The organism is Sphingobacterium multivorum (assembly GCF_900457465.1).
Classification (GTDB): Bacteria; Bacteroidota; Bacteroidia; order Sphingobacteriales; family Sphingobacteriaceae; genus Sphingobacterium; species Sphingobacterium multivorum.
Genome location: NZ_UAUU01000002.1, coordinates 224023 through 248293, shown reverse-complemented (window position 1 = coordinate 248293; position 24271 = coordinate 224023). Strand labels below are relative to the sequence as shown.

The window sequence follows — 24271 nt, the reverse complement described above, 5'->3', positions numbered from 1 at the left end:
GATGAGACGACATAATTTTAGTTATAGCAAGTGTAGCCTATTTTTGCTGACGATCAATCTATTATTTGCTTGTAAAAAGGAAGAAAACACGACGAATTTTGACAATAATAAGGTCAACTTGGTCGTTGCCGATAATTTTAATTTATCGGTATTTAATGCTGCATTGCGCGTCAGTAATATGGATAAAGAGCTGCAAAAGGGCGAAGGTCCCTATACTTTGCTTGTTCCATCCGACAATGCCTTTGGAAAGGCGGGTTATCCAACTGTGGTGAGCATGCTGTCTGAACGCGCAGCAATAGTTTCTAATATCGCTAATTATCACATACTGGATGGAAAATATGAGCTCAATAAGCTTCCTTTTCTGTTTAATCAAGAATTGAAAACACGTCGCGGTAAGGTCTATGCCACACACTGGGTCAAAGGCGCCGATACAGTACTGACACTGAATGGAGCACGTATATTGACACAAAATTTGCCTGCATCTAATGGACTGATTCAAGTGCTCGACCGCGTTATGACTCCCTATGTACATGATAAGATTGTCGATGCTATCAACGCAGATGCGAGTATCAGCATATTTGCTCGTGCTATAAAAAGGACCGGCATTTTATCCGAAAAAACAAATCAGGGAGCCTATACGGTTTTTGCACCGAATAATGCTGCTATGAATCTGCTGGGATTTCAATCCGTGCAGGATGTGGAGCTGGCCAATTTAGATGATCTGAAAAAAATAGTCCGCTATCATATTCTCCATGACCGTCGTTTTGTGTACGACTATATCTTGAGTACGGGTAATACAAATATGTCTAAGCAAACCATGCTAGATGGTAACAGTGTTGACATTAAGTTGGTTCCAAATACCAGTTCTCCGGGCTCTTTCAGCGGCATAACACTTCGGGGTTTGGGGAATACAAATGATGTCTTATTACAGAAACAGGATATCCTTACCGGAGATGGGGTACTACATATTGTTGATCAGGGGCTCCGGCTAACACAGTAATAAGAAGATTTATCTAACGAATTAATGAAACATAGCAATGAATAGATATCAAAATGACAGTATATGCATAGGAAGGCCAACCATGACTTTCTACCCTATAATGTCAATACTAAAGCTAATTTTACTCTTTTTGTTTCTTTTGCAAGCGCTCAATTCTTTTGCGCAGGAAACTTCGGGTACAATTAACGGAAAGGTGCAAAGTAGCAGTGGAACTCTTGTGGAGAAGGCGACCGTTACTGTGATACACACACCAACAGGGACCCGTTATGTGCAATCGACTGATAAAGATGGACGTTTTACTTTAAATAATATTCGTATTGGCGGTCCATATACAGTTGATGTAAGTAGCATTGGATTACAAACAGAACGTAAAGAAAATATATTTGTGCGTTTGGGAGAAACCTTGCAGACGGATTTTATTATGCAACAGCGTAATGAAACACTTAGTGAGGTCGTTGTGACTGGCCGGAAAGGTGATACAAGGGCTGGGACAGTAGGGACAGGAAATCATTTCAGTGGCGCGCAAGTAAGGAATATGCCTACAGTCAACCGTTCGATTACCGATGTAACTCGGCTTACACCGCAAGGAAGTCGCGATAATAGTTTCGGTGGTACAAACTTTAGGTATAATAATGTCACGATAGACGGTGCCATCAATAATGATGCAATAGGTTTTAGCCCCTCTCTTGGCGGACAAACCGGGACCTCAGGAATGGCGGGGAGCAGTACAAGAACAAACCCCATATCAATAGACGCCATTCAGGATATGCAAGTATATTTGGCTCCCTACGATGTCAAGATCGGAAATTTTACAGGCGGTTCGGTCAATGCTGTCACGCGAAGTGGTACAAACCAAGTTGAAGGATCGGTTTACGCCTATGGACGGAATGCCGCGTTAACGGGTAAGGACCGGGTGGGAACTTTGGGGAAAATGAATAAAGATTTTTATGATTATCAAACAGGTTTCCGAATAGGGTTTCCTTTAATAAAAGATAAATTATTCTTTTTCAGTAATGAGGAGTTTACCAGGCGCCAAGATCCTACGCAGTTGCGTGTTGGGACTATCGAAACAGCTCATATTTTGGAGCAGCGCGATGTAGAAGCAATAGCCGAAGCCGCTCGTTCACGCTATGGTGATATTTTTAATATTGGAACCGCAGGTAATTATACAAATTGGTCCCGGTCAACCAAGTTTTTCAATCGTTTAGACTGGAATATAAATGCCAAACATCAGTTGGCAATCCGTAACAATACAATCTTTAGTAAGGCAACTCATATGGATCGGGATCAACAGGATTTTCGGTTCAGTAGTATGGCCTTTGAACAAGAAAACAACCAAACAAGTACCGTTGCAGAATTGAAAAGTAGATTCAGTAATAATCTTTCTTCCAATATTGTGTTGGGATATACACAGGTAAATGATCGACGTGACCCTTTAAGTGATCCCTCCTTACCTCAAGTACAGATACAAGGGCGTACACCGGGCACAACAATTTATCTTGGAACTGATCGTGAAGCTAGTATATTTAACATGCGACAAGGTACCTGGGAGATTACGGCCAATCTAAATTGGACAAAAGGCAGGCATAAATTGTTATTTGGAACACATAATGAGCTTTATCGCATTCGGTATGGGTTTGTTAACAGCTGGAATGGCCGGGTTGATTACAATAGTATTGCAGATTTCGTCGCGAATGTTCCGTATCGCGTAAGAGGAAGTTACAACTATAAGGATAATTCACACTCTTACATTTTGGATCATCCCGCGGCTAACTTCTCCGTTGATATGTATAGTCTCTACATTCAGGATGAAATCCGTATAAATGATCGTTTTCAAATCATACCTGGACTCCGTGCGGATTTGGCAGCTTTGCCAACAATGCCGACACGAAGTGATAAAGTCAATGACATGTGGTCTGACCCCACTTTTGGTACAACCTACACCTATACACCGCCGAATCGGTTAAGAAATGAGTTTCTAAATAGGATACAGTTGTCTCCGAGAATTGGCTTTCGATGGGAGGCAATGGACAATAAACAACTGACTGTCCGGGGTGGTGCCGGTTTGTTTACAGGGCGTATACCATTTGCTTGGCTGGCTTATGCATACTATAATACGGGGAACAGTTACGGCGCTTTCGATCAAAAAGCAGATCAGAAACCATTTGCACCTGGGTCTGACCCTATAAAGCCAAGTCCGAATGGAATAGGTGAGTTTATAGCGCAGAATGGCGCTGTCATTAATGATCCAAGTACCGGAAAAACGCAGGTTGATCTGGTCGATAACAATTTTGTACTGCCGCAGGTGCTGCGGTCCAGCTTGGGTATAGATTACAAGGTTGAAAGCTGGAAATTTACGGTTGAAGGTATTTATACAAAGAATATTAAAGATGTTCTATTTCAGCAGCTGAACAACAAGGATAACCCATTATGGTATGGATATGACGTCAACAAACAACAACCTGTTTATAGCGGTACTGTGGATAATCGTTTCTCGAATGTATATCTTCTGAGTAATACCAATCAAGGCTACCGCTACAGTATAACAGGGACCATTGGAAAAAACGATCAAAGAAAAAATGAATGCTACACTGAGTTATACCTATGGAGAATCGAAGGATTTAAGTAATGGCGTACGTAATTCTATGGAAAGTAACTGGCAACTAAATCAGTCACTTATTCCTAATAATCCAAAGTTAGCTTACAGTAATTTCGATATCCGTCACCGTATCGTTTCGAGTATAAATTACGAACAAATTTGGCGTAATGTAGGACGTACGAATTTTACCTTGTATATCAGTGCGCAATCTGGAAGTCCATTTACCTATGGTATCGTCAATAATAGCATACAAGGTTTGCCGCAACAAGTAAGTTTGGTTTATATTCCAAGACAGACGGAAACAATTCATTACTTTAAAGATCTTGCAAATGGTCTTTCTGCTCAGCAGCAAGCAGATGCTTTTAATCGGTTCATTGATGGTAATGATTATCTAAGCTCTCGTAGAGGAGATTTTACAGAGCGTAATATGGGACGTACGCCATGGAATGTACAGGCAGATCTACGAATTGCACATGATCTCTTTCTTCAGAAGTCAAAGAAACGATTTATAACATTTTCGGTGGATGTTATGAACTTGACTAATCTAATCTCCAAGAAATGGGGTATTCAATATTTTTCGCCCAATACATTTAATTCGACGAGTAGTGTGGGACTTACCCCATCATTATTTCCGCCGAGGCAAAATGCTGATAGCTGGCCCGTATTTACCTTTAGTGATCCTGGGCAGCCTTATAGCATCGATTATTTTAAACTCAAGAGCACAAATACAATGTGGGGTTCGATATACATTCTAATTTGGTCATTTGGCAAAAACCTAAAAGGATAGCGGATATATAGTTATAAAGAATTTATTCCAATGAAAAATACAATTAATCTAGTCATCATATCTATATGGATGGCTATTGCGACGATCAGTTGCAGTAAAAAGGAAGAATTGGTCGATAAAATTCCGGTTAAAGTGGATAGTTATTACCCTAATTCTGGTAAAGCTGGCACACTAGTTACGATTGAAGGACAGGGCTTCAGCGGGGCAAATACAGAATTTTCTGCAACAGTTGCAGGGGGGCAGCAGAGGTCATTAGCGCTACTTCAACATCGGTTGTTTTACGTGTGCCAAAAGGTGACAAAAGTGGCGGAATTGTCTTGAAGTATGGAAGTAATAGTTTTGATGTCGGTACGTATACCTATCAAGATCTTTCAGTCTCAAAAATTTTTCCGACAAATGGTACAGGCGGCACCCAGCTACGGATTGATGGGGAGGGGTTTGGTAGTACAGATAAACCTGCAGAAGTCTATGTTAATGGCAAAAAAGCTTTAGTTGTGAGTGTTACAGATAAATTAATCGTTGCAGAAATTCCAGAAGATGCGGGGTATGGTACTGTAGAAGTTCGTGTGGATGGTAAAAAGTCTCAAGGACAGAATTTTACTTATCAGGTCGTCCGCAGTATTAAACCATTAACAGGTGGGGCGGGAACCAAAGTTACCCTAATGGGTGAAGGCTTCGAAAAAGTCAGTTCGGGGAATATCGTTGATTTTCAATGGAAAGATCGCGGTCGTATTGGAGTCTAGTCCTGAAAAAATTGTGGTAGTGGCTCCAGCTGGTGTCAGTACCGGACCTCTATCCGTGAATATCAATGAACAGAAGATTTCGGGTCCGAAAATTTACGGTTGTAGGCAAGCCTGAAATCGGCGCTGTCTCTCCTTTGAGTGGCCCTAAAGGGGCTGAAATGACAATAAGCGGGCTATTATTTAGTAAAGAACTTGACGAAAATCAGGTTTTTATAAATGGGAAGCAAGTTGCTATTTCTTCAAGTAGTGAAAATCAGCTGAAGTTGATCATTCCTGGCGGAACTGGATCTGGAAAGGTAAGGGTTGTAGTCAACGATCAATCCGTGGAAGGACCACAGTTTAAAGATCAGACGCTTGGTATTCGTTCTATAAGTCCGGACAATGGTTTGGCGGGAACAAGTGTAACGTTATTGGGCACTGGATTTAGTACAAATGCTGCCGAAAATAGGGTTTATTTCAACGGTGTTTCGGCCCCTGTGACAAGTGCTAGTGAGAATAAGTTGGTTATAGAGGCACCACAGGGTGTTGCAACAGGCGAGGTGAAGGTAATCGTTGGCGGTCAGGATGCTTTAGCACCGCAACCGTTCCGTCGCGCAGGTGTAATGACATTCGTAGGGGGGCCAGGAAGTACAGTATTCGGCAATAACCTAGCTGGAATGGCGATAGATGCGCAGGGAAATTTATATGTCGCAGATCCAGAGAATAAACAAGTTAAAAAGGTATCTCCGACTGGAAGTGTATCTATTTTGCAGGTAGATGGTGCCAATGCTGTATTCGACTATCCTACAGGAATAGTTGTTGACACGCAAAATAATATTTATGTCAGCGATCAGCGATCAAATCAGATTTTTAAAATTACAGCTGCGGGCAAACGCACTATACACGCAAAAGGATTTTCTCCGGGTGCAATGTGTTTAGATCTGTCAGGGAATTTATATGTGGCAGTAGCTGGTTTTGCGCAGGGAATAAACAAAGTCAACCTGGCTGGAGGTTATACTAAGGTACCTGGACCTAGTTGGGTAATGGCAAAGCCCTTTGTAGATAGTCAAGGAGTTTTGTATTATTCGGATCAGAATACGAGCAGCAATAACGGGATTGAAATTGTAAGACCGGGTGTTACACGTGGGGAACGTTGGGTAGGAGGTTCGGATGCAGGTTATCAAGATGGGATTGGAACGAACACATATTTCAACGGAATAGGCGGTATCACAGCAGGATTAAATAACAGATTGATTGTTGCTGATAACTACAACTATGCTATTCGGGAGGTCAATATGTCAACACGGGAAGTGACTACTTTGATAAAGGGAACGAATGGATATGTGGATGGAACTTTGTCTACAGCGCGGTTTGGTCTGATAAAAGACATAGTCGTAGATAAAGATGGTAATATCTATCTTCTGGATGTTGGTAATAAAGCTATTCGGAAACTGTTTCTGAAATAATAACTATACAAATCCCCGATGCAACCGTATTGTTTTTTAGGAGACCCTCTCTTTGAAAATAATGCAGAGTATATGTCGGGGATTTAGCTATTCTAGCAAATTGACAATGATTAAAGTGTATTATTCGCAAGTAAAAAGTCTCCGTAGAAATCGGGGATATTGCTGTCGTAAATTGCATTTGCGACAGCTGTTATTGGGTAGTTTACTTTAATGATCTCGGCATTAATTTCTTTTTCAGATAAGGTTATTATTGTGTAAGTTGCTTTTCTGTCTTTTTCTTTACTACGTCCGACGGAACCACAATTGATAAACAAGACATCTCCATCCTGTTGAATATAAGAATGGTGTGTATGTCCCATCACCAGAATATCGATTGCTTTTTGCTTTAATTGAGTTGATAGAGCACATTTTTGGGTTGATTCATGGATGTATTCGTCATTGCTTTGGAGGCTGGCATGGACAAGAAGTATTTTCCTAAAACTCGTTCCAAGTTTGAAGGTTAGTTCAATGGTGTAGGGTAATGTTGCTAGCCATTTTTTATGAGGGGCCGATATCTCCTTCTTACTTAGCTTGATGGCGATTTCTCGATTTGAAGTCTCTATTACATCATGGTGTGGTAAAGGGATAATGGCTTCGTCAAAAGCAATTCTTTGGTCATGGTTTCCCAGTAGACATGGAATGTTTTTTTCTTGTATTCTGTCAATGACTTCATTGCCCCAGGGAGCGAAATCAACAAGATCACCTAAGCAGTAAATTTGTGTTAATCCTTTATTTTTGATATCTGTTAATACCGCATCCAATGCAATTAAATTGGCATGAATGTCACTTATTATGGCAAGTTGTATCATATTCTTATGCTACAAACATAATCATTCGGATAGTCAGTCAACGTACACTTTAAGAGGTAAAGAAGAAAATGATAATAGCATTATAATTTTTATTCTAAAAGAGGAGGAACTGGATGGGATTGGTGAAGAAATACTGTTAAATAAGCACATATCGAATAGCCTCAGATATGTGCTTATTTAAGTGATGCGTTACTAAAGATTCATCCCGCCCGATACTTCAATGCGTTGTTCGTTGATCCATCTTGCATCTTCTGTACAAAGGAAGGCCACCACTCCACCGATATCATCGGGTACACCAGCACGTCCTAAAGCTGTAACAGCTGCAATATGCGCATTTGTTTCTTTGTTATCCCGCACATGCCCGCCACCAAAATCAGTCTCGATTGCGCCAGGAGCAACGACGTTTGCTGCAATACCTCGAGGACCGAGTTCTTTGGCAAGATACCTCGTGAGTACCTCGATTGCCCCTTTCATCGAGCCATAGGCAGATGATCCCGGAAATGCAAAACGGGCGAGGCCAGAGGAAATATTGATAATACGTCCGCCATCATTCAAATAGGGAAGAGCTTTCTGCGTGAGAAAAAATACCCCTTTATAATGGATATTATAAACTGTATCAAATTGTTCTTCTGTGGTTTCTATAAAGGGTGCATATAAGGCAGTGCCCGCATTATTGATCAAAAAATCAAAATTAGACTTTCCCGTTTGTTGTAGCAAATGTTGCGTAACCCGTTCAATAAAGCCATTAAAGGACTGCACATTTCCTGCATCCAATTGGAATGCAGCTGCATGTTGCCCTAAAGATTGTATCGTAGCAACCACATGATCCGCTTCCTCCTGATTGCTATTGTAGGTTAAAATGATATCGATTCCTTTTTTTGCAAGGCTAACAGCCATGTTTCTACCTAAACCACGGCTTCCGCCTGTTACCAATGCTATTTTGTTTGTAGCCATTTTAATTTGTTTTAAAGATTCAATAGCACAAAGATCCGCCGAAAAGTTGAGCCTTTCCTTGCGAAATGCAAATGGATGTTTGCGAAATTCAAATTATAACGTTTGGGAACGAAAAATGTTTGGGGCAAAGCTGGTTTGCTTTTTGAAAAAATTGGAAAAATGGGCGATCTCCTCAAAGCCAAGTGAATAAGCAATCTCAGATATATTCCAATCGGTTTGTCGCAGTAAAATTTTTGCTTCCTGTGTGACTCTGGCTGCGATGACATGGCTGGTTGTTTTTCCAGTATTTTCCTTTAAAATTTTATTCAGGTGGTTGACATGTATGGCCAGTCGTTCCGCAAAATCATTAGCTGTTCGTAGTTGTAGGCGTTGCATCGGAGATTCAAGTGGAAATTGTCTTTCTAGCAATTCTACAAATAATGAAGTAATCCTATTGGAGGCGTTATGTGTGGGATTTGTTATACTTTTGGGTTGCAGCTTTTGGCCATAATGGACGATTTCAAGCACATAATTTCGCAACAGATCGTATTTAAAAACGTAATCCGAAGATAGCTCTTTATTCATTTTTAGGAAGATTCCCTCTATTTCAATGCGTTGTTCTTCTGATAGTTGGAAAATAGGAAGGCCGCCTGGTTGAAAGATCGGCAAATCATCTATGATCACACCACTTTTATTCCTTGCCAGAAATTCATCGGTGAAAACGCAAAAATAACCTTTTTGATGCTCATCTTTCGGTATCCAATGGTAAGGAACCTTAGGAGTAGCAAATACAAGTGCCGATTCCTCGATTTCGATTACTTTGTCGGCATATTCGGCCGTGTTTTTTCCTGTGATTAAGCTGATTTTATAATACGTTCGCTTATTGTAGGGCATGATCGGTTTATCTTTCAACTTAGCGGCAAGTTCCTCATAACTGAACACATTAAAATGACCAATCTCTCTTGCGATCTCTTTTGGGATACTCGCATTGATCTCCCGATAAAATTGTTCGATGGAAGTTGTTTTCATTTAAGCCCTATTTGCAATAATCAAATGTAGTGCTTTTAGATTACATTCGGTAACACTGTACTTTTTTTGAGATTTTGCTATTCTCATTTTAATGTAAATTGCAAAATTATATTTTGCACAATATAAATTCTTGCCATACATTTGTACAAACAAAACAAATTAAAATATGAAAACGTTATATAACATCGGCGCGACAGCCAGGGGAGGACGAAATGGTCAGGTAAAAAGCGAAAATGGTGTATTGGATTTAGCTGTTCGTATGCCAAAAGGTCTAGGAGGGGCCAATGATGATTATGCCAATCCAGAGATGCTTTTTGCGGCTGGTTATGCGGCATGTTTTGATAGTGCCTTGAATTTAGTGATTAGATCAGAAAAAGTAAAAGCGGGCGAAACTTCGGTAACAGCCCATGTGAGTATCGGACAATTGGATAATGGTGGTTTTGGTTTGGCTGCAGAATTACATGCAAATATACCTGGCGTAAGCCTGGAATTAGCGCAACAATTGATTGAAAAAGCACATCAAGTTTGTCCCTACTCAAATGCAACAAGGGGTAATATGGATGTCAAATTGACGGTATCAACTAACGAATAATATATGAATTATATTGCCAACGTGCTTACAGCACTCGTACTTTTAGAACATGTATACATTGTATGGATGGAAATGTTTGCTTGGGAAACTGCGGGAAAACGTAGTTTTGGAAAGGCTCTTCCGGCAGAATTATTTAAGCCAACGAAGGGGCTTGCTGCAAATCAAGGGCTCTACAATGGCTTTCTGGTTGCAGGTTTAGCCTGGTCTTTTTTAATCAATGACCCCATCTGGAGTTACAATGTACGCCTGTTCTTTTTAGGATGTGTCCTTGTTGCCGGTGTTTTTGGCGGAATTACAGCGAGCAAAAAGATATTTTTTGTACAAGGAGTTCCTGCATTGTTGGCGTGGTTATCCGTTATTCTCTTAAAATAAAACTATAATTATATGTCATTAATAGAAGATTTACAATGGCGTCATGCTGTGAAAGCATACGACCCGACAAAAAAAGTTAGTCAGGAAAATGTAGATAAAATCGTTGAGGCTGCACGCTTTGCACCTACTTCTTCGGGTTTACAGCCATTTAAGATATTGATTGTTGAAAATCAGGCATTGAAAGAAGAACTGGCAAAAGGAGCACTAAATCCAGACTGTATGCGTGAATGTTCACATGTGCTTGTTTTCGCTGCCTGGGATCGTTATACGGAAGAACGTATTGATAAAGTTTATGATTTTACAACGGATGAGCGGGATTTGCCAAGGGGACGCTTTGGTTCTTATACGGACAAGTTGAAATCTATTTATTTGAGTGAAGCTGCCGAAAGAAATTTTGCACATACTGCAAGACAAACTTACATTGCTTTAGGTTTGGCGTTGGCTCAGGCAGCTGAACTTCGTGTCGATTCCACACCCGCCGAGGGTTTTGATAACCAAGTCGTGGATGAGGTTCTACAATTAGAAAAGCATGGACTAAAAAGCGTTTCATTGATGTATGTTGGCGTGGCGGACTCTTCGAGAGATTGGATTTCGACGATGAAGAAGGTTCGGGTTCCTAAGGAAGAGTTTGTTGTTGAATTCAAATAAACCGCAAACAACTTTTTCAATCCCTCAGAAACTCAATATATTTGCAAGATGGATGATTTATTAAAATTAGACAAACAACTCTGTTTTTCCGTGTATGTGCTACATAGAGAAATTATGCAGCAATATCGAACTATTCTTGAAGAGATTGACTTGACCTATCCACAGTATATCACGATGATGGCTTTATGGGAGAATGATGAGCAGACAGTAAATCAATTGGGGGCTAAGTTATTTCTAGATAATGGAACGCTTACACCACTATTGAAGCGCTTGGAGGCTAAAGTTTTGCTTACACGAACACGAAGCAAAGAAGATGAACGCGTCGTGAAGATACAGCTTACAGCACAAGGATTGCAATTGAAGGAAAAGGCGAGCTGTATTCCCATGCAGATTTTTGAAGCGCTTAAGCTCGACTATACTGATATGGTTCAGCTTAAAGCTTTGGCAGAAAAAATCGTGGATAATGTTGGGAATAGCTAGTTTTTATACGATATGAAATCAAAAAAGGATTAAATACACCTGCCTGTATTTAATCCTTTTTTTGTGCTATGGATTGTCTTGAGCGATACATGTTCTCGTTCCTTTTATTATACATCATATTAGCATATTTCGGATTTTTTCATACGACTGTAATGTGGAGATTCGTGGTATGGAAAATATCATTCAAAAGATAGAAGATCTAAATTGGCCTTTGATTACAGAAGAGATGCATAAGCATGGTTATGTGGTTATACCAAACCTGTTGACAGCTTTACAATGCGATCTATTAAAAAAAGGGTATAGCGATTCGACGCTCTACCGTAAAACTGTCGTTATGGAAAGGCATCGATTCGGATTAGGGGAGTATAAATATTTTGACTACCCTCTACCTGAGTTGATTCAAACGATTCGATCTCAACTTTATCCCTATCTTACCGTCATTGCTAATGCCTGGTTTCGTGCGCTGAAAATCGATATATCATTTTCATTGAAACATGAAGACCTTTTGACGGATTGCCGTTTGAAAGGACAAGAAAAAGCAACAGTATTGATTTTGAAATATGGTCAAGGAGGTTTCAATACGCTACATCAAGACTTGTATGGAGCGGTTTACTTTCCGATGCAGGTGGTTTTGATGTTAAATGAGCCAGGAGTCGATTTTATGGGCGGAGAATTTGTATTAACACAACAAGTTCCGAGGGCTCAATCAAAGGCAATTGTTTTGAAACCTAAAAAAGGTGATCTCGTTTTATTCGCAACAAATTTTAGGCCTGAGAAAGGACGAACGGGTTATTTTAGGGTTAATATGAAACATGGGGTGAGTGAAGTCACAGCCGGTGAACGCCATGCGTTGGGTATTATTTTTCATGATGCCGAGAAATAAATCCCACACAATGGAATGGCATAAAAATATTACAGATGCTTCATTGCGCGCCAAGATTCGAGCGGGAGAAATTCACTTTGGTGGCAATGAAAAGCTAAAAATTTATGGATTGCTTTGCTGTATTTCGGGAAAACGGATGAAGCGGGAGAACAGGGTCTTTTTTTCCACTGAGCAAGAAGCGCTAAAACATCAATATCGCCCTTGTGGGCACTGCTTAAAAGCGAACTATGTTGAATGGAAGGAAGAAAATAAAAGATTTGATAAAGTGTAGTTCGCATTAAGTTTGATTATATAGAGAATCTAAGTAAATCAAATTTGGAAAAAGCATCTTATGTCAAATTCCTTGTATATTGTTGAATTTTGTGTTTATCTTGAGACGGGATTAATTATCGTAGATCAAAAGAAAAATGCGTTTATATTCGATTGCTGTTTATTTTATTTTTTCGACTCTGCTGTTGATAAGCTGTGAAGAGGGGAGGCGAGATACTAAAGTATTGAGTTATATGGCTCATAGTGAACGTGACAGTGCCCGTTTGGATCTTAATCTTTTTGAGAGCCGTTTTCATGGTAAATTGTTCTTTTATAGACCTGGAGGTGAGATTGATTCGGGAGACATTCGCGGCAATATCCAAAAAGACACTTTACTTGGGGACTATTATTATACGCCATTTGGCTGGGGACAGAAAAAAAGAAGACCCTTTGCTTTATTAAAAAAAGGGTCTCTGTATATTTTAGGTACAGGTACGGAGCAAGTGTATATGGGAATTCCACATTATATACCTTCAACCATCAATTTCCAAGACCCAAAGTTTATCTTTGAGAAAGTTAATCACTAGCCTCTTATCATCTAAATTAGGGGTCTACAGTATATTTTTTAATCGAATATATTGTAGTAGCATAATGGTTTTTCCATCTATGATTTCACCTGTATCAATCATATGTAGTGCTTCTTCAATATTGATTTCTAGAATTTCAATATGCTCTTCCTCTTCTTCTAAACCACCGCCATCACCAACTTTCATGTTATTGGTGTATTCTGCTATAAAAAAATGTAGAATTTCAGTTACAGAACCTGGAGACATATAAGCTTCAAAGATCTTTTTTGCTTCCTTGATCTGATAGCCTGTTTCTTCTTCTGTTTCCCTTCGTATACAGTCATGGGGAGAATCTTGATCAAGTAGACCTGCACAAGCTTCGATAAGCATGCCTGACTCATTCCCGTTGATGTAAGTTGGTATTCGAAATTGCCTTGTTAATATGACTGTTTGAGCACTGGTATTATAGAGTAAAATGACGGCTCCATTGCCACGATCATAAGCTTCTCGACTTTGTTGCTGTATCGTCCCATCGGGTTTGCTGTATTGATAAGTCACTTTTTTTAAAGTGTACCAGTTGTCTGATAGAATTTCAGTTTTTACAATTTTAATATCTTTTATTGCCATTTTTAGCGCGTTAAAGTCAAAAGATAAAAATAAGAATTGCAATCCAAACTAAGCAGGAAAAACTAAAAGAAGCCTTGATGAATTTATACGAAGTATTGATGAACCTCAGTGCGTTCTAAATTGTTTTGGATTCAGACCTGTATGTTGTTTGAAGAAATTAGAGAAGTAAGGGGAGTCAACGAAACCAAGTTTGAACGAAATTTCTTTGATAGATAAGTCGGTTGCTTTTAACAATCGTTTTGCTTCCAAGATAGTTCGTTGTTGAATGAGCTGGCTCGGAGATACTTCGAGCTTTTGACGGCAGATTTTAGTAAGGTGCGGAGTGGATATATTAAGTTGTTTCGCATAGGAAGATACCGACTTCTCATGCTGAAAATGGATGTCAATTAACTCTTGCAACTTTAAAAGACGTGGATTGGAGTCATTATTTTGTTCATTTTGTACTATTTTCTGTACCTCTTTGCTTATTATAGATGCGACGACAGCTGTGCGAGAGTAGATAATTGCAGGAACGCAATTGTGATCCTCAAGTTCTTTTCTTATTGCATTAAATTCATAATAAAGCAGAGCAAATGTTTCGCTAGAGAGTGAGATAACAGGAGTACGTTGATAGTAAGCAAATGAAAAATGGAAATTGGGCGAAAATTTCTCGAAGTGTTCCCTATCGACCATCAATTGGAAACCAGTTGTATTGGCCCCTAATTTCCAACTATGAACTTGCTTTGGAAACAGGATATGGATTTGATGACGATCAATATGGTAATCTTTAAAATCAATCGTATGAACACCTTCTGCTTGGTCAAAAAGTACCAATAAAAAAAAATGATGCTGGTGTGGACGCGCTATATGATGTTCACCACGTAATTCCGAGTATAAATATCCTTGATTACCCGCAAGCTGGTCTTTTCTAAATTCTTGAATATCTATTGTTGGAAATAACTCCATCGAAATGACTTTGAACCTAAATATAACTATTTTATTTTAAACCATCTTCCAATACCTGTTTGCTGATGGTGAATTCACGATAGCCAAAGGCTCCGGATTTATAACCAATTACGGCGCCAAATTCAATGCTTTTTAAGGAAGATGTCTTTGGGAATACAGAAGAGCGGTATACATTGGCCGCAGCTAAAGGTTTTTCGAATACACGAAAGTGTATACCATCCTTTGAATAGGCGAGATAATTCATATCTGAGGTAAATCGGTCGACGTTTCCAATTGCCAGACATAAAAAATAATATCCATCAATATAGGAACCTTGCAGATGCCAAGTCGAATACCCCTTGCTGAATTCTAGCCAAGGTTTGTTCATAAATTCAACTTTCTTACTGTCGCGATATGCTGTAAAATCTAATCCATTTGTAGAAATACGCGATAGGATATTGGTCATAATTGGTGCTTTGTAGCTAGGCATGAAATCCACTTCGTAACTGGTCGTTAAATTTGTCGAATTTCTCACAAATGTTGGAGAAAGGATGTGGTTATCTTGGAAAGATGTTGGTTCATTACTATTATACACGAGTTCCAGCGGTGTCCAGTCAATCCCATTTTTTGATGTCTGCCTTACAATAACACGTTCAGCTTCTTCATTTAATTTTTTATTGTTGTTTGCGCTTTTGGCACCCCATTTTTTTAAAATTTTGCTTGAGAAAAAGCAACCTCTATAATATAGTTCGAATTCCTCACCGTTGAAATTCCAGTCTACATCGGACCAATAACCTTGATTGGGGCTACCATCTTTTTGGATGAAAGAATCTTCTAGTGCCGGACGTCGTTGAATAGGATTTATTAATCCTGCCGGAGTGATCCATTCTTTTCCATCATTAGAAACTACCACAGTCGGATTTTCATAGAGTGAGGCGGTACGATCTGACCCTATTATGCCAAAATATGGCGTAAATACCATCCAATATTTGTATCCTTTAAAACCGGCAGGGAAATATTCAACATCTGGGTGGCAATAACTCGCACTATTGCCAGAGATATCGCGTATCCAGCCTGGCAACTCTTCGCCAGGTTGGTTTGCATTGGCAGTTGTATTAATTTTTATTGAACCGAGGTCAGTTGTGAAACCTGTAGGTATGGGTAATTTATCTTTTTCAATGACTTCTGGATCCGGTGGTACAATTCCTGGATGAATATCTCTTTTACAACCAATAAATAACAAAAAGCCTAAAAAGAAATAGGTAATTCTCTTAAATGACATATAGATCAATAAAAATAAAATATAAATGATAATCCCTTACGGTATGACTTTTCCTATTAATCTTAGCTAAATGATAGCAAAAATGATTTATTTTTTTTATTTCTCAAAATCGATTTAATAAAATACTTTTATATGTTATAAATATTTGGTTTTCTGATTTATAAGTGTCTTTTTGACTTGTGTCGATGAAGGCTGTTCCCGGCTTTATCCCCCTGTTTGATCCATCAGTTGGTAAAGGCCTGATTGCGTAGTTTCACTGACTTTGGTCGCCAATCGTTTTCAGCATGAAATAACGGTTGCGTAAGGATGTCTCATTATTTGGGGCTCGTTAGATGAAATAAACTAGTGGATAATGTGCCTAATTAGCTTGCTGTTCAGATTTTGGACGATTCACCAAGCTTTCAATGCTTAATGTAAATTTATTTTGTTTGGCAACGCGAAATTCTTTTTCAATTAATGACATGATAACAAGCTAGAAATCTATAAATTGCTTTGAGGTTCAACTTAATATTTTGCTGGATAACCTATATTTTTTTGATGCTGGCGAGGACTTTCTTGTAGTATTTCGTTTTATCGGTTTCGTCAATAACAACAATTTCAACATCGTTTGCTTGAAGTAATTGCATTTTATCTTTGGAGAGCGCGTACCATTTTTTTGTTGTATAATAGAAGAGTTTATTTTCAATAAAGGTACTTCGTCTATAAAACTTATTTCTGGCGCGGTAGGTTAGCAACCACCAAAGGTCTATTTCTACAAAATCAAGCGATAGGCCTAGGATATGGATATCCTTTGTAAAAAATAAATCAATCCATGATTGGAGTTTAGTATCTTTTTTTCGACTTAATCTTTTAATTAATGCAGCCTTGTAGACTGTTTGCGAATTATAATTTGTCCCATTAACGACATAATCCCTCATTTTTTGCAATTGACCACAGTAATGTTCATAACCGAGGTTAATGGAAGAGGGATTTAGGCAGTCGCCGTGGATGTGCCAATAGTTCGTGTTGCCGATTTGGTGTTTACGAAATACACTGTAGGTTGTTTCACGGATAAGGCCAGCATTTGCTGTTGCGGTTTCTCCTTCTAAACTGAATTCATAGTTAGTTGTGATGATATTTTCGATCGAGAGATCCCGAATTAATTGGTGGATTTCATTTTGATTGATTTGAGAGACACAATCCGATATATAGCTTTTAAGTTCTCTTTCATTAATATGCTTTTCTCGAATTGCGTTAAGGAATATTTCCTCATACAACATAGGGAACGGTTTTTGTCCATTTTCCAATGAGCTAACTTTATACTTTTCTTTGATGTTGTGTAGCAAATCACTCCAGTTTATCCCTGGTGAAATATTATTAATGTCGTTCCCGACTAATAAAGCAAACTTGTTCATTGTATTGTAAATCAAGATTTACGTCTGTAAAGTTAAATGAAGATGTCAATCGATCGCATCTTTTGATATAACATTTAATCGATTGAATTTAGATTTCTTCCATACGAATTTAATAAAAAATCGAAGGATTTTGTACATGACCACAGCGACGAAAGCGTTCTTAATCTCATTATATACCGCATGGAAACAATGTGATGTAAATTGAAACTTCTGTAAAAAATGGCTACGTCATTGCGATGGACGGATCAGTCAAATATGTTGGTTTTATTCGTCAAAAAAAGGCTAGGCGAACCAACTTCCTAGCCTTCACGGTATAACTCATCCTATGCTATAACAAACAAATAACAAAGGAATACAGGAAATGTTTGATGTCTCTTCAAGGATGGTCTGTTGTGATATGGCTTGACAATGATATCACGGTCTTGGCAACATATTCCCATAAATTATAGTAGTATTTTGTTGTGTTATTCTCGCTTTTGAGAGTGCTATGAAGAGCAAGTCCTGTTAAGCTCGCTTTTGGTGTATACGTACATCGATGAAAATTTTGCACAATATTCGGTATCTGTAACCTACCGCTTACATCCAGCTAATAGTGCGCTTCACTGCGCAGGATCACGCTTAACTTTGTATAAAATAGAAGCTAAATAACTCTAATAAAGTGTGTTTCCCTTCTCTCAATACAAGTTTTTTAGTGTAAGACAGATTAATTCATAAAAAAATCGTGATATGGAAATTAAAGAAAACAAACTTATCGGTGTTTCTTATAGAGAAACACCAAACAAAGGTGGGATTATTAAACCCGTTTATATTATTATGCATTACGACGGTGCGTCCAATGCTACAAGTGCAATTGATTGGATGACCGATTCCCGGAGCAAGGTTTCCGCTCATCTTCATATTAGTCGTGATGGTATCATAACGCAATTGGCGCTTTTTAATACAAAATGTTGGCATGCAGGCCTTAGTACTTGGGCCGGTCAAAAAAAATTTGAATAACTGTAGCATTGGAATCGAATTGCAAAATAAAGGGATGGAGAGTTACACTGAAAAGCAGATCAATGCGGCGATAGCAGTATGTAAAGCAATTATCCGTACTTATCCGATTCGAGAGATTTTAGGGCATTCGGATATTGCACCTGAAAGAAAGGAGGATCCAGGGGTACAATTTCCCTGGGAAAAATTTAAACCGTTAACAAAAGGAAATTATAATGGAATTACTTGAGATTTTAGAGAAATTGATTATCCCTGTAGCGACAGCTGTAGGGGGGTATCTTGTTGGAAGGCCTAAGCAGCAAGCCGAGGTGGAGGCGACAAATGTTGAGAATGCCGGAAAGGTAATTGAAAAATGGGAAGGCTATGCCAATAGGTTAGAAAAAGATATTGAGCATTTACGGACGATCATTGAAGATCTTAATGAAGGGTTGCATTTGGCAAATGATGAACGTATGTCTTGTGCTAAGACTTTAGCGGATTTGCAGGTAAAATATGATGATCTTATGAAACTTTATAATAGGCTACAGATTGAATTAAAGCGCGTTAAAAATGAAAAATACACTACAGATAATCGCAATGCTGCTACTGGTTAGCAGCTGCGGTTTGTTTAAAAAGGTTGAGAAAACCAAGGCATCACAAGAGTTTGGCATCAAAGAAAAAAATACCGAGTCTGCTACTATAGCACAGAAGACAGGACATATACAAGTTGTTGGATTAGCTAAAGAGGCTTTGGTAACAGATGAATATGTGATGCAAATTGAAGGTGAAGGGATTCAGATTATGCAGGATGGCGTTGTTCAGCTACATAAGGGGAAAGTCTATGCGAAAAAGGAACATTATTCTGAAAAGCTACAGCTTGAAAGAAGGTTAAATACCAATTGGAAAGATCACAAAGCAAAAAGTAGTCAGCAAATTGAAACGAAAACGGAGCTAACTAAAGAACAATCAAAAGAGGTTGCAAAACCAGCAGTGTCAAGTCTTCTTTATTTTTTAATGGGGTGCAGTATATTGGTCGGCTTGATTATTTGGTGGATAAATAAACGTAAGTTGATCAGAATTTGGTAGTTACCCATTAAAAAGATCGTTACCATTATATTTTAGTAAAATTCAGTAAATAACACGAAATAGTCCTTGAGTATAAAATTCAAGGACTATTTTGTAGAGCTGGATACAGTTGCTGAATGAGCAGAGCTGCTGTGATTGTATAAAATAATATTAATCCCCATCGAAATGCCGGTCAATAAGGTAATAATTGGCAATCTGTTTAATCTTTTTTTTGAAATCACGATAGAGGTCAAATTGATTGCAAGCGCAGATGATAGATTTCTGTAATGTGTCATTGTTTATTTTTAAGTAAGGACCAAGTTCCTTGTATATGCTACTTTTTACTTTTGTTTTCAGATTATTTAATTTTTCCGGCTGAAAGATACGTAGAACAACGGCGATAGCTTTGTAACGATGCTGTATGTCCTTGTAATTGATATATTCTCCCATAATCTGCTGAGAAGAAATGCCCACAAATTGACAATAACAGTCAATTACTTGGCTGATTTTGGAAAGATCAGATTCATAGATCTTATCGATGGATTTTAGTATCTCGGGATGATTTTCTTTTAAGAAACTCATGATGAATGAATAATATAATGTGTTCATACGTTGTGAACGATTTTTGTCGGTTACTATACTGCTTTCCTCTTTTCGTAAAATATTGCTGGTTTTTTGTAGTTGATAATAATCCACTGTGTATACAGTGGGTTGTCTGAGTTGTTGTGACATGAGCTGTTCCATTTTCTTTTATCTTTAAGTATGAACTGATTTTCGTCTCGCAAATTGCAAATCCTACGAATAGCTGATCTGCTTACTGCCCGGCTTATCTATTCTAGGGGTCTATATTTTTTTATTGTTTAACAAAGTTAAACAAATTTGTTAATCTTGCAAGTTTATTAAAACCTAATTTTTACTTTTTATATGAAATTGTAAACTTATTTGTTTAACTGTAATATATTGATAATTAGATTATTATTGTTTTATTTTGATTGTCTATTTGTTTAGGTTTAATAAGTTGTGTAACTTAGTGTCAGATTGTTATATATTTGTGTAACATTTGTTAAATACCCGATCGACTATGGAAACTTATCCAAATAATAACTTTGAAGTTTTACGCTTGGAGATGCGCGTTACTAACCGTGAATTCGCGTCTTTACTAGGGGTACGCGAGCAGGTGTACTCGCGTATTAAAAAAGGAGAGTATCCTATTGGACTTACGATGAAAACACGTATTCAAGCGGCTTTTCCTCATGTTCAGTATGACTGGTTGCTGTATGGAAAAGGTGAAAGAATGGAGGTAGCTCCTTTAGTGCAACCCGACACGATAGCCATGCTTAGTATTGGTAATGGTAAGTCAATAGGATATTTTTCGGAGGACGTCAAGTTTATTGACGAAAATAAGAATAATATATTTTTTGAAGTTTCCCCAGGACGATATTTGATGCAGACAAAACTTGTCACAGAGAAAGCTAAAGCCGGGTATCTTTCTGGCTTTTCTGATGCTGAATATATGGACGATTTACCGGCACATTTTATTACAGTCACTGAGTTTCATAAAGGTGCCTATCGTTCTTTTGAAGTTAGTGGTGATAGTATGACCGATGGAACAGACGCAAGTGTATTGGACGGTGATATTGTGACTGGACGTTTGATTAAAAGAGAGTTATGGCAATCAAAATTTCATACCCACAAATATCGGTATTGGGTTGTTGTACATAAATATGAAGGAGTTATTATTAAAGAAATTGCTCATCATGATGTCAATAACGGAATTCTTACCCTTCGTTCGCTAAACGCTGATAAAACAAGGTACCCAGATTTTGCAGTAAGTTTGGATGATGTTGACCAAATTTTTAATGTTGTAGATATCAGCCGTTCGCTTTAGGAATAGCCTAGCTCGGATTATTTTCGGTTTGACGGTTCATCTTTTCATACCAAAGTTAATAGATGGACCTTTTTGCTTCAGCTATATATGCGATAAATTAACCCAATCGCGCACTGTTAATTGAAAGTTATCCGTACCAAGTTTGTATGGTGTTACTAAAAAATATAGAAATAAAAACTAATTATATTAGTTTTTATTTCTATATTTGGCTATAAATTGAACGTATGCGGACATGTTGTTGCGTCCTATCTTGGCGCTCCTAGTATATATTTAACGTTAAGAAGACTGATAACGTGACGAGAATATTGGTTGCTCATTATTCAGGCATGTTCGTAGCGTTCAATTGAAATAATAGGTACATGTGCGTAGGTTATCAACGCGGGGTGGAGGAATTTTCGAATAATTGAACTATCTACTAAGCTGTACCTATGGACTTGCCATTTACTAATCATCATATGTTTATTTTTAAAGCCAGGTTTCGAAATCTGGCTTTTTTATTTCTTATGCTATCAATTGTTGTTAGTTTTAATCTTTGACAAAGCTTACATCGGTTATTTTATAGGAAAAATTATCTTTTTCCCGTTCATTTACAGGTTTTTCCATCTCATTGTAGTGTACTGTTCCTGTCATCTTGAATGTTGTATGAGAATCTAGGTTGATTTTTTCTCCCTTATCGTCAAATACATAAAAGTTCTTAAGCGTATAATTTTTCTGATCTGTAGGAATTTCAAATAAAACATTGTTCTTTTCTGTCCCTACAGGTAATATAACGCTGAATGCAGTGAACTTTTCAGAACTAAACGCATGAGATTTAACTACGAAATTCATGGCCATAGTTTTTGATTTTCCTGATGAGAATGTAAAAGAAGGCGCATCAAATTCACCTGTTAACGTAATAGTTTTGTTTTGGTTGTCATAGTTTGATTCGATCGCTTTTACCGTATCGACAGAACTACCATTGCAAGATGAGAACAATCCTATGGCTGAAGATACTAATAATGATGTTGAAATTAAGTGTTTAGTTTTCATGGGGAAAAATTTCATTAATTGTAAAGACTATTTTTATTGATAGACAACTTCTGCTTATTAATGTTTTGGTAATCTATCGAAGATTTTTTGGAATCTTCGATATACCTGCCTTCATGCTGATTTACACTCACATTCAATAACATCCGTCGATTAATTTTTATAAAAGTAAGGTATTGAGGAAGAGGTTTTAGCACTTGATTTAAATTCGGGGGAATAGATTTAAATTCGCATACATTGGACTTTTTTTCGTCTAAAAGAGGTCGGTAAATAATAGCAAGTTTTTTTCGGTGGAAATGCCAGTAAACGGGCTATATGGAAATTGATCCTAAACTATTACCTCATATTATGATCAATTTCTTGATTTAAAAAAGACCAAGTTAATAATTAAACAAGTGAGCGTAAGTAAAGAACAGCAAGTTCGGATGTTATTCCAAAATACCCAGGGTTTTTCAAAGGCATCCCGTGCAAGTCTTAAAGATTTTTCTGAAGATATCGATAGGTCGATCGAGGCCAATTGATTGTTCAAGGGGACATTTTGTGTGCCTGTGACTACAAATACACCAATGATATAGCTTAGGCATGCTACTAGTATTAGATAAAATTTTGGTGACGATAGATCAAAAAATAATATTGTAGCCATCAATAATAAAATTGGGGCGCCCAGAAAACAGCAGTAAAAAGCTGAGTTTAGTATTTCTTTATTAATATTTTGCATGGCGGTCAGATAGGCTTTATCGTTGAGTTTATGGAGTCCCAAATTGACCGAAAAGGTATACGAAAAAAATAAGCCTGATATGATAGCCGAAAATATTGTTGCCAGCGCTAAAAGGATGTTTTGTAATTTCATGTCTATATTTTTTTGATGTATCATGTTTTGCTGAACTCATTGTCTAAGCGTTCTGATTTATCAAAGCATTGTTTTCTTATCGTAAATTTTTCGAAGGAGTTGAGGCTAAAAAAATACACACTTTCGTTGCACTCGACCTTAGACAATACAAAAGTTGTGATAATCAGGGAGTCAATATAGAATAAAAACGACAGTAATCTATTTTTTGTTAAATGACGCTGGAGTTGTGCCTGTGAAAGTCTTAAAGACACGGATAAAATGCGATTGGTCGGAAAATCCATTTTCATAAACAATTTCCGTTATCTTTCGGAAGTCTTTGCTATTGAGCTGTTTAAAAGCGGCCTGAAATTGTACCATTTTAGCGAATTGTTTAGCGGATCCCAGTTTCCTTGAGAAACCTTCTTTCAAAAGTTCGGATGTTCAATGCTTCTCTTTTTGCAATTTCTTTAATAATGATTTGGCCCTGGTTTTCGATGATTTCAAGGATTGCTCGCTGAATCGAAAAATCAAGTTTATTTTTCTTGCTATCGAAAAAGCTGAGAAGCGATTGTGTCAATAGTTGGATGCTGTTTTCAGTGCTTAAAGATGAGGATAATGTGCCGGTAAGTTGGTGGAAGGTTGTATTTGAAGGAGTATCTAGATCATAACAGTCGTCGTTTATGCTTTCGGGCAAGATGCCCCAAAATGTCCGTAATACAAATGGGTAAAATTGAAAAACGATAATCTGAAAAGGGCCTTTTACATCGATTGAAATCGGTTTTATTGTCTGACCATAGAGGAAAATCTTTGACATTTTTTTATCATGAGGCTTGATTGTAAAATCACCATAGCATCGTTGAAACAATAAACCAGGGTAACCATCAGCATAAAAAGGTAAGTTTACGCAATCATTCGTCTGACTTTCAAACACTAGGATCGCCTTTACGAATAATGCAATGGATGTATCTGGACTGATAATCTGAGGCTTCATTTATAAATTGTTTGGCTTTGCTTTACGACTTTTTATAATTTTAAATATACAGAAATATGAAATAAGAATATATGGATAATCGTTGGATTTCGATTAGTG

The 24271-nt window shown here is 37.8% G+C and carries 30 protein-coding genes; 18 read left to right on the top strand and 12 right to left on the bottom strand.

Translation table 11 applies throughout. From position 1 onward, the window contains the following. Position 1: 1 nt before the first annotated feature. The 6 genes from DTA23_RS01255 to DTA23_RS01235 all read left to right on the top strand — a co-directional run bounded on the left by DTA23_RS01255 (position 2) and on the right by DTA23_RS01235 (position 6574). Entirely contained in the window at positions 2-1000 is a 999-nt protein-coding gene (locus DTA23_RS01255) for a fasciclin domain-containing protein (protein ID WP_112373605.1), read from the top strand. Positions 1001-1130: 130 nt separating this feature from the next. Beyond that, the gene (locus tag DTA23_RS01250) at positions 1131-3629 is read left to right on the top strand and encodes a TonB-dependent receptor (RefSeq protein WP_256602551.1); all 2499 of its coding nucleotides are present in this window, start codon (positions 1131-1133) and stop codon (positions 3627-3629) included. After that, a complete protein-coding gene (locus tag DTA23_RS28295) occupies positions 3580-4386 on the top strand; it encodes a hypothetical protein (protein WP_256602550.1) in 807 nt (268 codons plus the stop codon). The genes DTA23_RS01250 and DTA23_RS28295 overlap by 50 nt, the downstream gene beginning before the upstream one ends. 30 nt (positions 4387-4416) lie before the next feature. Then, entirely contained in the window at positions 4417-4707 is a 291-nt protein-coding gene (locus DTA23_RS01245; protein ID WP_112373604.1) for an IPT/TIG domain-containing protein, read from the top strand. Further along, on the top strand, positions 4671-5129 hold the full coding sequence (locus tag DTA23_RS01240; protein WP_172462287.1) for an IPT/TIG domain-containing protein: 459 nt from the start codon (positions 4671-4673) through the stop codon (positions 5127-5129). Before DTA23_RS01245 ends, DTA23_RS01240 begins: the two co-directional genes overlap by 37 nt. A 65-nt stretch (positions 5130-5194) precedes the next feature. After that, positions 5195-6574 (top strand): IPT/TIG domain-containing protein, encoded by a 1380-nt coding sequence (locus DTA23_RS01235; RefSeq protein ID WP_112373602.1) that lies wholly within the window; start codon positions 5195-5197, stop codon positions 6572-6574. 110 nt (positions 6575-6684) lie between these two features. Here DTA23_RS01235 and DTA23_RS01230 read toward each other — a convergent pair whose 3' ends face one another. The 3 genes from DTA23_RS01230 to DTA23_RS01220 form a co-directional block, all read right to left on the bottom strand. Beyond that, on the bottom strand, positions 6685-7422 hold the full coding sequence (locus DTA23_RS01230) for a metallophosphoesterase family protein (RefSeq protein WP_112373601.1): 738 nt from the start codon (positions 7420-7422) through the stop codon (positions 6685-6687). Positions 7423-7614: 192 nt separating this feature from the next. Further along, positions 7615-8376 (bottom strand): SDR family NAD(P)-dependent oxidoreductase, encoded by a 762-nt coding sequence (locus DTA23_RS01225; protein WP_112373600.1) that lies wholly within the window; start codon positions 8374-8376, stop codon positions 7615-7617. Positions 8377-8469: 93 nt separating this feature from the next. After that, entirely contained in the window at positions 8470-9384 is a 915-nt protein-coding gene (locus DTA23_RS01220) for a helix-turn-helix domain-containing protein (protein WP_112373599.1), read from the bottom strand. Positions 9385-9550: 166 nt separating this feature from the next. Here DTA23_RS01220 and DTA23_RS01215 point away from each other — a divergent pair, with 166 nt between their 5' ends. From DTA23_RS01215 to DTA23_RS01185, 7 genes are all read left to right on the top strand, one after another. Next, on the top strand, positions 9551-9976 hold the full coding sequence (locus tag DTA23_RS01215) for an organic hydroperoxide resistance protein (RefSeq protein ID WP_112373598.1): 426 nt from the start codon (positions 9551-9553) through the stop codon (positions 9974-9976). A gap of 3 nt (positions 9977-9979) precedes the next feature. Continuing rightward, positions 9980-10348, top strand: a complete 369-nt coding sequence (locus DTA23_RS01210) for a DUF1304 domain-containing protein (protein WP_112373597.1) — start codon at positions 9980-9982, stop codon at positions 10346-10348. Positions 10349-10360: 12 nt separating this feature from the next. Next, complete coding sequence (locus DTA23_RS01205; RefSeq protein WP_046671708.1) at positions 10361-10996, top strand: nitroreductase family protein; 636 nt, start codon at positions 10361-10363, stop codon at positions 10994-10996. 48 nt (positions 10997-11044) lie between these two features. Then, positions 11045-11476 (top strand): MarR family winged helix-turn-helix transcriptional regulator, encoded by a 432-nt coding sequence (locus DTA23_RS01200; protein WP_112373596.1) that lies wholly within the window; start codon positions 11045-11047, stop codon positions 11474-11476. 169 nt (positions 11477-11645) lie between these two features. Further along, a complete protein-coding gene (locus DTA23_RS01195) occupies positions 11646-12359 on the top strand; it encodes a 2OG-Fe(II) oxygenase (RefSeq protein ID WP_172462286.1) in 714 nt (237 codons plus the stop codon). Positions 12360-12369: 10 nt separating this feature from the next. After that, the gene (locus tag DTA23_RS01190) at positions 12370-12630 is read left to right on the top strand and encodes an Ada metal-binding domain-containing protein (protein WP_112373595.1); all 261 of its coding nucleotides are present in this window, start codon (positions 12370-12372) and stop codon (positions 12628-12630) included. Between the two features lie 232 nt (positions 12631-12862). Beyond that, on the top strand, positions 12863-13195 hold the full coding sequence (locus tag DTA23_RS01185) for a hypothetical protein (RefSeq protein ID WP_146752990.1): 333 nt from the start codon (positions 12863-12865) through the stop codon (positions 13193-13195). 24 nt (positions 13196-13219) lie between these two features. Here the strand turns inward: DTA23_RS01185 and nudK are convergent, their stop codons facing one another. From nudK to DTA23_RS01165, 4 genes are all read right to left on the bottom strand, one after another. Then, positions 13220-13801: a GDP-mannose pyrophosphatase NudK gene (nudK, locus tag DTA23_RS01180; protein WP_112373593.1), complete on the bottom strand. Its 582-nt coding sequence runs from the start codon at positions 13799-13801 to the stop codon at positions 13220-13222. Between the two features lie 105 nt (positions 13802-13906). Next, entirely contained in the window at positions 13907-14746 is an 840-nt protein-coding gene (locus DTA23_RS01175) for a helix-turn-helix domain-containing protein (protein WP_112373592.1), read from the bottom strand. 31 nt (positions 14747-14777) lie between these two features. Beyond that, positions 14778-16007, bottom strand: coding sequence for a hypothetical protein (locus tag DTA23_RS01170; protein WP_112373591.1), 1230 nt, complete (start codon positions 16005-16007; stop codon positions 14778-14780). A 524-nt stretch (positions 16008-16531) separates the two neighbouring features. Then, positions 16532-17401 carry an SIR2 family protein gene (locus DTA23_RS01165; protein ID WP_112373590.1) on the bottom strand — a complete coding sequence of 290 codons (870 nt, stop codon included), beginning with the start codon at positions 17399-17401 and terminating at the stop codon, positions 16532-16534. Between the two features lie 726 nt (positions 17402-18127). On the opposite strand from DTA23_RS01165, the gene DTA23_RS27405 reads away from it, so the two are divergent. The 4 genes from DTA23_RS27405 to DTA23_RS01150 are packed head-to-tail and all read left to right on the top strand — an operon-like array spanning position 18128 to position 19459. Then, entirely contained in the window at positions 18128-18397 is a 270-nt protein-coding gene (locus DTA23_RS27405; protein WP_218565288.1) for an N-acetylmuramoyl-L-alanine amidase, read from the top strand. Next, a complete protein-coding gene (locus DTA23_RS27400; RefSeq protein WP_218565287.1) occupies positions 18390-18623 on the top strand; it encodes an N-acetylmuramoyl-L-alanine amidase in 234 nt (77 codons plus the stop codon). The genes DTA23_RS27405 and DTA23_RS27400 overlap by 8 nt, the downstream gene beginning before the upstream one ends. Beyond that, positions 18610-18987, top strand: coding sequence for a hypothetical protein (locus tag DTA23_RS01155; protein WP_046671699.1), 378 nt, complete (start codon positions 18610-18612; stop codon positions 18985-18987). The genes DTA23_RS27400 and DTA23_RS01155 overlap by 14 nt, the downstream gene beginning before the upstream one ends. After that, positions 18944-19459, top strand: a complete 516-nt coding sequence (locus DTA23_RS01150) for a hypothetical protein (RefSeq protein ID WP_112373589.1) — start codon at positions 18944-18946, stop codon at positions 19457-19459. Before DTA23_RS01155 ends, DTA23_RS01150 begins: the two co-directional genes overlap by 44 nt. A gap of 150 nt (positions 19460-19609) precedes the next feature. On the opposite strand, the gene DTA23_RS01145 is transcribed toward DTA23_RS01150, so the two are convergent. Then, positions 19610-20170 (bottom strand): hypothetical protein, encoded by a 561-nt coding sequence (locus DTA23_RS01145; RefSeq protein WP_204990971.1) that lies wholly within the window; start codon positions 20168-20170, stop codon positions 19610-19612. Positions 20171-20519: 349 nt separating this feature from the next. Here DTA23_RS01145 and DTA23_RS01140 point away from each other — a divergent pair, with 349 nt between their 5' ends. Continuing rightward, complete coding sequence (locus DTA23_RS01140) at positions 20520-21326, top strand: hypothetical protein (RefSeq protein ID WP_053003475.1); 807 nt, start codon at positions 20520-20522, stop codon at positions 21324-21326. A 525-nt stretch (positions 21327-21851) separates the two neighbouring features. Here DTA23_RS01140 and DTA23_RS01135 read toward each other — a convergent pair. The 4 genes from DTA23_RS01135 to DTA23_RS01125 form a co-directional block, all read right to left on the bottom strand. Continuing rightward, positions 21852-22355, bottom strand: a complete 504-nt coding sequence (locus tag DTA23_RS01135; RefSeq protein WP_070565311.1) for a hypothetical protein — start codon at positions 22353-22355, stop codon at positions 21852-21854. A 349-nt stretch (positions 22356-22704) separates the two neighbouring features. Beyond that, entirely contained in the window at positions 22705-23070 is a 366-nt protein-coding gene (locus DTA23_RS30130; RefSeq protein ID WP_370445055.1) for an anthrone oxygenase family protein, read from the bottom strand. 330 nt (positions 23071-23400) lie between these two features. Next, positions 23401-23559, bottom strand: a complete 159-nt coding sequence (locus DTA23_RS27395) for a helix-turn-helix domain-containing protein (RefSeq protein WP_239468807.1) — start codon at positions 23557-23559, stop codon at positions 23401-23403. Positions 23560-23572: 13 nt separating this feature from the next. Then, entirely contained in the window at positions 23573-24172 is a 600-nt protein-coding gene (locus DTA23_RS01125) for a DUF6597 domain-containing transcriptional factor (RefSeq protein ID WP_204990973.1), read from the bottom strand. Between the last annotated feature and the right edge of the window lie 99 nt (positions 24173-24271).